Consider the following 10,805-nt stretch of genomic DNA (forward strand, 5'->3'; position numbering starts at 1 on the left):
CGCCCGAGCAAGTCGCCCCGCCGCCCGCGCCGCCGCCCGCCCCGCCGCCGCTGCCGCCCGTGCTGACCCTGCCGGCGGAAGCGTCGCGGCCCGAGCCCCTGGCGATGCCGGATGATGGGCTGCTGGCCCCGGCCGCGGCCGCCGCCGCCGCCGCCTCGGTCAGCACCCTGCTGCGGACCGTATCGGCCGAGCGGAGCAGCGGCATCTATCGCGGCGGCCCGACCATCGAGGACGTGGTGCGGGAGGAGGTGCGGCCGCTGCTGAAGGACTGGCTCGACACCCATCTGCCGCCGCTGGTCGAACGCCTGGTGCGGGCCGAGATCGAGCGCGTGGTGGGCCGCGCCCTCTCGCAATAGGCCGGAAGGCGCCGCCGGCCGGCGGGCGCGCGCATTCCCCTTGACGGCGGCGGGACCGCCGACCACGGATGCGCCCATGCTGGACAAGACCCTGACCCCGGGCAGCTTCGAGACCCGCCTCTACGAGGGCTGGGAGCGCTCGGGCGCCTTCGCCTGCCACCCCGAGGGCGCGGCGACGCCCTTCACCATCATGATCCCGCCGCCCAATGTCACGGGCAGCCTGCACATGGGTCATGCGCTGACCTTCACCCTGCAGGACACGCTGGTCCGCTGGCGGCGGATGCAGGGGCGGGACGCGCTGTGGCAGCCGGGCACCGACCATGCCGGCATCGCCACCCAGATGGTGGTGGAACGGCTGCTGGCGGCCGAGGGCAACCAGGACCGGCGGACGATGGGCCGCGCCGCCTTCCTCGACCGCGTCTGGCAATGGAAGGCGGAGAGCGGCGGCACCATCACGCGGCAGCTGCGGCGGCTTGGCGCCAGCCTCGACTGGCCGCGCGAGCGCTTCACCATGGACGAGGGCCTGTCGAAGGCGGTGCTCGAGGTCTTCGTGACGCTCCACAAGCAGGGGCTGATCTACCGCGACCGCCGGCTGGTGAACTGGGACCCGAAGCTGCTGACGGCGATCTCCGACCTCGAGGTCGAGAGCCGCGAGGTGAAGGGGCAGATCTGGACGCTGCGCTACCCGGTGGAGGGCAGGCCGGGCGAGTTCCTGCGGGTGGCCACCACGCGGCCAGAGACCATGCTGGGCGACACCGCCGTCGCGGTGCACCCCGAGGATGCCCGCTTCGCGCATCTGGTCGGCCAGCGGGTGGTGCTGCCGCTGGTCGGGCGCAGCATCCCGGTGGTGGCGGACGCCTATTCGGACCCGGAGAAGGGGACCGGCGCGGTGAAGATCACGCCGGCGCACGACTTCAACGACTTCGAGGTGGGCAAGCGGCACGACCTGGCCATGCCGACCGTGCTGGACCCCGAGGCGCGCATCGCGCTGGAGGAGATCGCGGCCGACCTGCGCGCGGTCGATGGCGTGGCGGACCCGGACTTCGTCCGCGGCCTGGCCGGGCAGGACCGCTTCGCGGCGCGCAAGGCGATCCTGGCGCGGCTGGAGGAGCTTGGCCTGCTGGAGACGGCGGAGCCGCACACCCACCAGGTGCCGCATGGCGACCGCGGCGGCGTGCCGATCGAGCCGCGGCTGACCTGGCAGTGGTATTGCGACGCGGCGACGCTGGCGAAGCCGGCCATCGCGGCGGTCGAGGACGGGCGCATGCGCTTCGTCCCGAAGCAGTGGGAGAACACCTTCTTCGCCTGGATGCGGGACATCCAGCCCTGGTGCATCTCCCGCCAGCTCTGGTGGGGCCACCAGATCCCCGCCTGGTATGCGCCGGACGGCACCATCTTCGTCGAGAAGACCGAGGCCGAGGCGCGTGCGGCCGCGCGCGCCCAGTTCGGTCAGGACGTGCCGCTGGCGCGCGACGAGGATGTGCTGGACACCTGGTTCAGCAGCGCGCTCTGGCCCTTCAGCACGTTGGGCTGGCCGGCGCCGACGCCGGAGGTCGGGCGCTACTACCCCGGCGACGTGCTGGTCACCGGCTTCGACATCATCTTCTTCTGGGTCGCCCGGATGATGATGATGGGGATGCATTTCATGGATGGCGCGGTGCCCTTCCGCGACATCTACATCCATGGCCTGGTCCGCGACGAGAAGGGCCAGAAGATGTCGAAGTCCAAGGGGAACGTGATGGACCCCCTGGAGCTGATCGACGCCTATGGCGCGGATGCGCTGCGCTTCGCCATCTGCTCGCTCACCGGGCCGGGGCGGGACGTGAAGCTGGGCCGCAAGGCGGTGGAGGACCGCCGCGCCTTCGTCACCAAGCTGTGGAATGCCGCGCGTTTTTGCGAGTCGAACGGCGTCGTCGTCGATCCTGCCTGGGATCCAGCGGCGGCCCGGACGCCGCTGGCGCGCTGGATCCTGGACGCGGCGAACCGCGCGGTGGCGGAGGCGACAGCGGCGCTGGAGGCCTACCGCTTCGACGAGTATGCCGCCGCCTGCTACCGCTTCACCTGGAACACCTTCTGCGACTGGTTCATCGAATTCGCCAAGCCGGTGCTGAATGGCGAGGACGGGCCGGAGAAGGCGGAGGTGAAGGGCGCGGCGCAGCATGTGCTGGGCACGCTGCTGCGGCTGCTGCACCCGGCCATCCCCTTCGTGACGGAGGAGCTGTGGGACCGCTTCGGCTATGGGCCGGAGTGCAGCCTGATCGGCGCGGCCTGGCCGGAGGCGGCGGCGGTCGCCGGGGCCGAGGCGGCGCGGGAGGAGCTGGACTGGGTGGTGCGCCTGGTGACCGAGGTGCGCGCCGTGCGGGCGGAGGTGAATGTCCCGCCTTCCGTCACCACGCCGCTGCTGGTGCGTGATGCGGCGCCGGAGAGCCTGGCGCGCGCCGGCCGCTGGATCGACGCCATCCGCCGGCTCGGCCGGGTGACGGAGATCGCGCCGCTGGCCGGCGAGGCGCCGAAGGGCGTGGCGCAGGCGGTGGTGGGCGAGGCGACGGTGATGCTGCCGCTGGCCGGCGTCATCGACCTCGGCGCCGAGCGGGCGCGGCTGGCCAAGGCGCGCGGCGTGGCGGAGACGGATGCGCGCAAGATCGAGGCGAAGCTCGGCAATGCCGATTTCGTCGCCCGCGCGCCCGAGGAAGTCGTCGATGAGAACCGCGAGCGCCTGGAGGCGGCCCGCGCCGAGATGGCCCGCCTCGACGCCGCGCTGGCCCGCATCGCGGGCTGACCCGAGGGTTCCAAGGGCCTTTCGGCCCTTGGCGGAGGGAGCGCGAGGGAGGCAGGGCCTCCCTCGCTACCCCGCCGATGCCCCGCTGAGCTTGACCAGGGTCCGCATCAGCGGTTCCTGCGCCCTGGCATAGCCGGCGAATTCCTCCGGCCCGATGATCCAGGGCGTCGCGCCATTGTCGGTGTAGATCCTGGCGATCTCCGGGCTGCGCAGCGCGCGCAGCGACAGCTCCGCCATGCGCTGCACCAGGGCCGGCGGCAGGCCGGCGGGGGCGATCAGGCCGTTCCAGCTCGTCAGGTCGAAGCCCGGCAGGAATTCCGCCAGCGCCGGCAGGTCGGGCAGGGCGGGGCTGCGCTTCGGGCTGGTGACCGCCAGCGCCCGCACCTTGCCGTCGCGCACCGCGCCGATCGGGCCGGCCAGGTTGTCGAAGATCACCTGCACCTGCCCGGCCAGCAGGTCGACCAGGGCTGGCGCGCCGCCGCGATACTGCACGAAGGGCATGTCCGTGCCGGTGCGGGACTTGAACAGCTCGGCCGAGAGATGCGGCGTGGTGCCGGCGCCGCCGGTCGCGTAGTTGAGCTTGCCGGGGTTGGCCTTCAGCAGCGCGATCAGCTCCGGCACCGTGCGCGCCGGGACGTCGTTGTTGACGATCAGGATGTTGGGCTGGCGGTAGAGGCCGGTGACGTGGGTGTAGTCCCGCAGCGGGTCGTAGGGCAGCTGCGGGAACAGGGATGGCGCGATGGCCAGGTTGGCGACGCCGCCGAGGCCGACCGTGTGTCCATCCGCCCGCGCCTTGGCGATGGCGTCGCTGCCCACCGTGCCGCCGGCGCCGGTGCGGTTCTCCACCAGGAATTGCGTGCCGGTGACCTGCGTCATCGCCTGGCACCAGGCCCGGGAGAGGATGTCGTTGGCGCCGCCCGGGGCGTAGAGATTGACGAAGCGCACGGGCTGCCGCGGCCAATCGCCGGTTTGGGCCCGGCCCAGGGCCGGGGCGGCGAGGGCGCCTGCGAGCAGGGCGCGGCGAGCGAGCGGGGCGGGCAGCACGGGGCGGGGCATGGCGATGTCTCCCTCGGGCAGCGGCTCTGCGGCCGGTTCCGGGCGCAGTCTGCGGCGCGACCCCGGGCGGAGGCCAGCGCAAAGGGCTGCGGCGGGCGGGACGGCATGGCGGCGCCCAACGGCATGGCTTGGCGCGCATGGCTTGGCGCGCATGGCTTGGCGCGCATGGCTTGGCGCGCATGGCTTGGCGCGCATGGATCGGCGCGCATGGCCTGGCGCGGCGGCCCGGCGCGGGTCCGTCCGCGACCGGATCCCGGCAAGGACGGGCAGGGCCGGCGCGTCGGCGCCAAGGGGCGTCGCCGCTTGGCAACCCGCCCCCCGGCACCTAAAGCTTGCGGGAGGGAACGCCGCCCTCCGGTCGGCGTCCGGCGTGGCCGCGGGGCGCGGCCCGGGTCGGTGGCGCGGCTGCCGGCCGCCGGCGCCACCGGCACGGAGAGATGCCATGACGAAGTGGGACAAGTCGAAGCTGCCGAGCCGCCACACCACCGTGGGGCCCGACCGCGCGCCGCATCGCAGCTACTACTACGCGATGGGCCTGAAGGAGGAGGATATCGACAAGCCCTTCGTCGGTGTCGCCACCTGCTGGAACGAGGCGGCGCCCTGCAACATCGACCTCGCCCGCCAGGCGCAGAGCGTGAAGAAGGGCGTCAAGGAAGGCGACGGCACGCCGCGCGAGTTCACCACCATCACCGTCACCGACGGCATCGCCATGGGCCACCAGGGCATGAAGTCGTCGCTGGCGAGCCGCGAGGCGATCGCCGACACGGTCGAGCTCACCATGCGCGGCCATTGCTACGACGCCATGGTCGGCCTCGCCGGCTGCGACAAGTCGCTGCCCGGCATGATGATGGCCATGCTGCGCCTGAACGTCCCCAGCGTCTTCATGTATGGCGGCTCCATCCTGCCCGGGAAGTACAAGGGCCGCGACGTCACCGTGGTGGACGTGTTCGAGGCGGTGGGCCAGCACGCCGCCGGCAACATGACCGACGAGGAGCTGCACGAGCTGGAATGCGTCGCCTGCCCGAGCGCGGGCGCCTGCGGCGGCCAGTTCACCGCGAACACCATGGCGACGGTCAGCGAGGCGATCGGCCTGGCCCTGCCCGGGTCCGCCGGCACGCCCGCGCCCTATGAGGAGCGCGACCGCTGGGCCTTCGAGAGCGGCCGCGCGGTGATGGACCTCGTGCGGAAGAACCTGCGGCCGCGCGACATCGTCACCCTGAAGTCGCTGGAGAATGCGGCCGTGGTGGTCGGCGCCACCGGCGGGTCCACCAATGCCGGGCTGCACCTGCCGGCCATGGCGCATGAGGCGGGCATCCGCTTCACCATGGAGGACGTGCTGGCGATCATGCGGCGCACGCCCTACATCGCCGACCTGAAGCCGGGCGGGAAATACGTCGCCTACGACGTCTACAAGGTCGGCGGCATCCCGGTGATCATCAAGGCGTTGCTGGACGCCGGGCTGCTGCATGGCGACTGCATGACGGTCACCGGCAAGACCCTGGCGGAGAACCACAAGGACGTGGTCTTCCCGCTCGACCAGGATGTCATCTTCCCGGTCAGCAAGGCGCTCTCGCCCACCGGCGGCGTCGTCGGGCTCAAGGGCAACCTCGCGCCGGACGGGGCGATCGTGAAGGTCGCCGGCATGAAGACCCTGCGCTTCGAGGGCACGGCGCTGTGCTTCGACTCGGAGGAGGAGGCCTTCAAGGCGGTGGACCAGCGCGCCTACAAGCCGGGCGACGTCATCGTCATCCGCTACGAGGGGCCGAAGGGCGGCCCCGGCATGCGGGAGATGCTGTCGACCACCGCCGCCATCTACGGCCAGGGCATGGGCGAGCAGGTGGCGCTGATCACGGATGGCCGGTTCAGCGGCGCGACGCGCGGCTTCTGCATCGGCCATGTCGGGCCGGAAGCGGCGGTGGGCGGCCCGATCGCGCTGCTGCAGAATGGCGACAGGATCGTCATCGATGCCGACAAGGGCACGATTGACATGCTGGTGGACGAGGCCGAGATGGCGAAGCGCCGCGCCGCCTGGCAGCCCCGCCGCACCGACTACAATGCCGGCGCGCTGTGGAAATACGCCCAGCTCGTCGGCCCGGCGCATCTCGGCGCGGTGACCCATCCGGGCGCCGAGGCGGAGACGCATGTCTACGCCGACCAGTAGGACGCGCGGCCTGACCGGCCGGGTGACGCCGGCAGCCATCCGCGCGGCCCGGCGGCAGGCGCCGCCGGGCCGGGGCGGGTTCCGTTCGCCATGGCGCAGGGCAGCCGCTCCGGTCTCTTGAAGCGACGCGCATCTTCACCCGCCCGGGTGATGCCACCTGGGCGGGATCTGCTCTGGTGCCTTGGTCGCTGCGGTCGCAGCCACCGGCTGCGAATTTCGGATGCGGGACACCCGCCAGGGGGCGGCGCCCGCCGCCACGGCCCCCATCGGCCGCGGCACCGGTGGGAAACCGGCGGGGCAGGTGGGGGGCATCCGATGCGATGGCCGCTTGGCCGCGGCGGCCACCGGCACCCGCCGAAGGGCCCCGCGAGGCCCCGGGATGACGCCGATTTAAGCCCGGCGGCCATGCGGCCGCCCGCGTTTCGCCGCAAGCGCGGCGTTGCATGGCGATGAAGGAGCACACCCCCATGCGACGCCTGCGACCCCTCCCGCTTCTCGCGCTGCTCGCCGCGCTCGGCGGCTGCGCGGTCTACCCGGCCGGGCCCGGCTACTATTCGCCGCCGGCGGCCAGCGTCTATGTCGCGCCGCGGCCCTACTACTATGCGCCGCGGCCCTATTACGGCGGCTGGGGCGCCCGGCCCTATGGCGGCTATGGCTACGGCTATGGCGGCTACCGGCGCTGGTAGCGTTCGCGCTGGCGTCACAGGATCGTTATGCCACCGGAAGGCTGCCGGTCCGTTGTGGGGCGGGATTGGTCCACATCGGAAGGGAGCCCGCCCATGCGTTATCTGTCCGTGATCTTCGCCGCCCTGGCCGTGACGGCCTGCACGTATGTCGAGCGGGAGCGGCCGCCGCCGGCCCCGGTCGTGCTGCAGCAGCCCGCCCCGGCCGTCATCCAGCAGGCCCCGCCCACCGTCACGGTGCGCCCGAGCTACTGATCGGCCGGCGCCGGGCCTGCGCCGGACCAGACCCGCACGGGGTTCGCCAAGGGGCCCCGCGCGGGACTGCATGACCCGCCCGGTCGGCCGCCCCGCCGGCGGGGCGATCGCGGCGCGGCGCGAAAAGGCCGGACCGGGTCAGCGACCGTGGCGCGGCCCGTCATCCGGGCGCGCGATGCCCGCGCTGCGGCCGGGCAGGCCGCTCAGCGCAGCGCGCACCAGACCGGCGCATGGTCGCTCGGCTGCTCCTCCGACCGCGCCACGGTATCGACGCCGCACACCTCCAGCCGCTCGGCCAGGTCCGGGCTGAGCAGGATGTGGTCGATGCGCAGGCCGCGGTTGGATTCGAAGGCCGGGCCGTAATCCCAGTAGGTGAAGGGCGCATCCGCCGGATGCAGCGCGCGCAGCGCGTCGGTCATGCCGGCATGCAGCAGCCGGCGAAAGCGCGCGCGGGTTTCCGGCCGCACCAGCGCATCGGTCGGCGGCAGCGCGCCGGGGGCCAGGTCGGCCGGGGTCGGGCAGACATTGAAGTCGCCCAGCACGGCGACGGGCGCGAAATCGTCCAGCCTCTCCTGCGCCCAGGCGGCCAGCCGCTCCATCCAGCGCAGCTTGTAGGCATAGCCGTCCTCGCCGCCGGAATTGCCGTTCGGCAGGTAGATCCCGGCCACCTCCATCCCGGCCGCGCGCACCGCGACGAAGCGGGCCTGCGCATCCTCCGGCTCGCCCGGCAGCGACTCCGCCGTCACCTCGAAGGGGATGCGTGCCAGCACCGCCACGCCGTTCCGCCCGCCCGTCTGGCCGATGGCGCGCAGCTCGTAGCCCGTGCCGGCCAGTTCCAGCGCCGGGAATTCTTCCGTCCTGCACTTGATCTCCTGCAGGAAGAGGAGGTCGGGCTGGTGCCGCGCCAGGAAGCGCTGCAGATGCGGCACCCGGCGGCGGACGGAGTTCACGTTGAAGGTGGCGAGGCGCACGGGCGGGGGTCCTGGACGGGAGCCCGTCCGCTCTATCCTGCCGGATGCGGGGGGCGCCAGGGGGTCGGGACGCCCGGGGGGCGCCCGACGCGACGCCCCGGGGGAAGGGGCAGCGAAGGGGAAATGCCGGCCAAGCGCCCGTCGCCGCGGCGAAGGCGCCGGCCCGGCCACCGCGGCCTATCGGCCGGGCTCGCCCGCAGGCGGCCGGCCGCGGCGGTCAGCCGACGGAGAAGCTGACCCCGCAGCCGCAGCCCGAGACCGCCTGCGGGTTGCGCACGGTGAAATGCGCGCCGATCAGCGCCTCGTTCCAGTCCAGCTCCGACCCGGCCAGCAGGTCGAGCGAGACGGGGTCGACGAAGACGCGGGTGCCCCCGGCCTCCACCACCAGGTCGTCCTCGGCCGCCGCATCCTCCAGGTCGAAGCCGTACTGGAAGCCGGAACAGCCGCCGGCATTGACCGAGACGCGCAGGCCGGCCTGCGGCCGGCCCTCCCGCCGCGCGATCTCGGCCACCTGGGCGGCGGCGCGCGGCGTGACGCGGAAGCGGGGCAGGTCGGAACCGTCGGGCATCGCATACTCTCCTGGCCGGGGGCGGGCTCGGGGCCGCGGCGCCGGCGCATTATCCGTCTTGCCCCGAAGATAGGCCCGCGTCCCGGCGTTTTCCAATCATCGCCATGGTTGCGGCCCCGGGACCCGCCTGTTAGGCGTGACGGATGACCGAGCGCGCCCCCTGGGCCGTCCGTCCGGAAGCGTCGCGCGGCCGGCTGCACCCGGAGCCGGGGGGCGATGCCCGTTCCCCCTTCCAGCGGGACCGCGACCGCATCATCCATACCGGCGCCTTCCGCCGGCTGCAGTACAAGACCCAGGTCTTCGTCTTCCATGAAGGCGACTACTTCCGCACCCGGCTGACCCACAGCATCGAGGTGGCGCAGATCGCCCGCAGCCTGGCCCGCCGGCTGCGGCTGGACGAGGACCTGGCGGAGGCGCTCGCGCTGGCGCATGACCTCGGCCACCCGCCCTTCGGCCATGCGGGGGAGGAGGCGCTGGACAGCCAGATGCGCCCCTATGGCGGCTTCGACCACAATGCCCAGTCGCTCAAGGTCGTGACCCTGCTGGAAGCGCGCTATGCCGAGTTCGACGGGCTGAACCTGTCCTGGGAGACGCTGGAGGGCCTGGCCAAGCACAACGGCCCGGTGCGCCGCCCGGCCGCCTATGTGGCGGAATACGACGCGCAGCATCCGCTGGACCTCGGCACCCATGCCTCGGCCGAGGCGCAGGTGGCGGCGCTGGCGGACGACATCGCCTACAACAACCACGACCTCGACGACGGCATCCGCGCCCGGCTGTTCGGCCTGGAGGAGGCGGCGGCGCTGCCGCTGGTCGGGGAGGCCTTCCAGGCGGTCCGGGTGGCCTATCCCGGCATCGCCCGCGACCGGATGGTGACCGAGACGGTGCGGCGGGTGATCAACGCCATGGTGCAGGACGTGGTGGAGGAGGCGGGGCGGCGCCTCGCCGCGCTCGACCCGCGCAGCGCCGACGACATCCGCGCGGCGGCCGAGCCGGTGATCGCCTTCTCCGCCCCGATGCAGGAGGCGAACCTGCTGATCCGCGACTTCCTGTTCCACCGGATGTATCGCCACTGGCGGGTGAACCGGGCGATGCAGAAGTCGAAGCGGGTCAGCCAGATGGTGTTCCAGCTGCTGCATGGCGGGCCGCAGATGCTGCCGGACGAATGGCGGGCGAGGGCAGGAGAGCCGGGCTCGGCCCAGGCGGCGCGGGTGGTCTGCGACTACATCGCCGGCATGACCGACCGCTACGCGCTGGAGGAGCACCGGCGGCTGACGGACCCCAACATCCCGGGCTGACGGCGGCGAGGCGGGCAGGGGGGCGCCTGCGCCCGCGCCCCGATGCGGCGAGGCGGCACCGGCCCGCCGCCGTCCGGGGATGGCCCCGGATGCGTCCAGCCGCGGCGCGTCTTCCGCTGCTGCGCAGCGACGCGCATCGCGGGCCCGGGTGACGAAGGGCGACGTTCCGCCCGCTCTCGGCCTCGTGGGAATCCGGGCGCCGGCTGGCCAGCGGGACAGCGGCGTGAATCCTCAACGCATCGGGCCAGGACCCGGGGCTTGAAGTCCAGGTTGCCGGCATGCGATAGGAAAATGATCAGCGGAAGCGGTCGGTCCTGCGGCTGCCTCGGCGCCGGCCGATAAAATCGCTCAATCCCTCAATTCCTGCGGGCCGGCCGCGCGGAGACCCGCGGAAGACCTCGCTTCGCGCCGGAAAGGGCCGGATCGGACTCAGCGCAATTGAGGCCGCGAAGGGCCGGTGGGCGCGGGCTGCGGCCAGGCTGGCCCGCCCACCCGGCGGCCGGCTCCGGCGCGGGGCCGGCGAGCCCGCCCCCGAGGGCAGCGCCGAGACCGCCCGCAACACCGGGGCCGTCCTCCGCGATCGCGGGCAGGGCGCCGGGGATCCCTGCGACGCGCCCTGCGATGGCGTGCCGCCAGGGCAGCGACGCCGCCGCGGGGCCGCGATCGGCGCGCCAGGCCCCG

General features: G+C 73.2%; 9 protein-coding genes. 6 read left to right on the forward strand and 3 right to left on the reverse strand.

Going from position 1 to position 10,805, the window contains the following annotated elements; all coding sequences use genetic code 11:
- Together E2C05_RS23600 and E2C05_RS23605 are read left to right on the forward strand one after the other, a co-directional pair.
- Positions 1–356 (forward strand): DUF2497 domain-containing protein (locus E2C05_RS23600; RefSeq protein WP_158292325.1); only part of this gene is annotated, 356 nt, incomplete at its 5' end.
- 76 nt (positions 357–432) lie between these two features.
- The gene (locus tag E2C05_RS23605) at positions 433–3,135 is read left to right on the forward strand and encodes a valine--tRNA ligase (RefSeq protein ID WP_133222100.1); all 2,703 of its coding nucleotides are present in this window, start codon (positions 433–435) and stop codon (positions 3,133–3,135) included.
- Positions 3,136–3,201: 66 nt separating this feature from the next.
- Here the strand turns inward: E2C05_RS23605 and E2C05_RS23610 are convergent, their stop codons facing one another.
- Entirely contained in the window at positions 3,202–4,191 is a 990-nt protein-coding gene (locus E2C05_RS23610) for a Bug family tripartite tricarboxylate transporter substrate binding protein (protein WP_158292326.1), read from the reverse strand.
- Positions 4,192–4,633: 442 nt separating this feature from the next.
- On the opposite strand from E2C05_RS23610, the gene ilvD reads away from it, so the two are divergent.
- The 3 genes from ilvD (at position 4,634) to E2C05_RS33320 (ending at position 7,290) form a co-directional block, all read left to right on the forward strand.
- A complete protein-coding gene (gene ilvD / locus E2C05_RS23615; RefSeq protein WP_133222102.1) occupies positions 4,634–6,352 on the forward strand; it encodes a dihydroxy-acid dehydratase in 1,719 nt (572 codons plus the stop codon).
- A gap of 467 nt (positions 6,353–6,819) precedes the next feature.
- The gene (locus E2C05_RS23620) at positions 6,820–7,038 is read left to right on the forward strand and encodes a hypothetical protein (RefSeq protein ID WP_133222103.1); all 219 of its coding nucleotides are present in this window, start codon (positions 6,820–6,822) and stop codon (positions 7,036–7,038) included.
- A 93-nt stretch (positions 7,039–7,131) separates the two neighbouring features.
- Positions 7,132–7,290, forward strand: coding sequence for a hypothetical protein (locus E2C05_RS33320; protein WP_158292327.1), 159 nt, complete (start codon positions 7,132–7,134; stop codon positions 7,288–7,290).
- A 203-nt stretch (positions 7,291–7,493) separates the two neighbouring features.
- On the opposite strand, the gene xth is transcribed toward E2C05_RS33320, so the two are convergent.
- Together xth and erpA are read right to left on the reverse strand one after the other, a co-directional pair.
- Entirely contained in the window at positions 7,494–8,261 is a 768-nt protein-coding gene (gene xth / locus E2C05_RS23625) for an exodeoxyribonuclease III (RefSeq protein ID WP_133222104.1), read from the reverse strand.
- A gap of 217 nt (positions 8,262–8,478) precedes the next feature.
- Positions 8,479–8,829, reverse strand: coding sequence for an iron-sulfur cluster insertion protein ErpA (gene erpA / locus E2C05_RS23630; RefSeq protein WP_133222105.1), 351 nt, complete (start codon positions 8,827–8,829; stop codon positions 8,479–8,481).
- Between the two features lie 143 nt (positions 8,830–8,972).
- Here erpA and E2C05_RS23635 point away from each other — a divergent pair, with 143 nt between their 5' ends.
- Complete coding sequence (locus E2C05_RS23635) at positions 8,973–10,124, forward strand: deoxyguanosinetriphosphate triphosphohydrolase (RefSeq protein WP_133222106.1); 1,152 nt, start codon at positions 8,973–8,975, stop codon at positions 10,122–10,124.
- Positions 10,125–10,805 lie beyond the last annotated feature (681 nt).

It is taken from the genome of Paracraurococcus ruber, assembly GCF_004353985.1.
Lineage (GTDB): Bacteria > Pseudomonadota > Alphaproteobacteria > Acetobacterales > Acetobacteraceae > Paracraurococcus > Paracraurococcus ruber.

Excerpts from the sequence above, each read along its gene's own strand:
- ilvD (WP_133222102.1), top strand. The coding sequence starts at position 4,634 with ATGACGAAGTGGGACAAGTCGAAGCTGCCGAGCCGCCACACCACCGTG.
- E2C05_RS23635 (WP_133222106.1), top strand. The coding sequence starts at position 8,973 with ATGACCGAGCGCGCCCCCTGGGCCGTCCGTCCGGAAGCGTCGCGCGGC.
- erpA (WP_133222105.1), bottom strand. The coding sequence starts at position 8,829 with ATGCCCGACGGTTCCGACCTGCCCCGCTTCCGCGTCACGCCGCGCGCC.
- E2C05_RS23605 (WP_133222100.1), top strand. The coding sequence starts at position 433 with ATGCTGGACAAGACCCTGACCCCGGGCAGCTTCGAGACCCGCCTCTAC.
- E2C05_RS23610 (WP_158292326.1), bottom strand. The coding sequence starts at position 4,191 with ATGCCCCGCCCCGTGCTGCCCGCCCCGCTCGCTCGCCGCGCCCTGCTC.
- E2C05_RS33320 (WP_158292327.1), top strand. The coding sequence starts at position 7,132 with ATGCGTTATCTGTCCGTGATCTTCGCCGCCCTGGCCGTGACGGCCTGC.
- E2C05_RS23620 (WP_133222103.1), top strand. The coding sequence starts at position 6,820 with ATGCGACGCCTGCGACCCCTCCCGCTTCTCGCGCTGCTCGCCGCGCTC.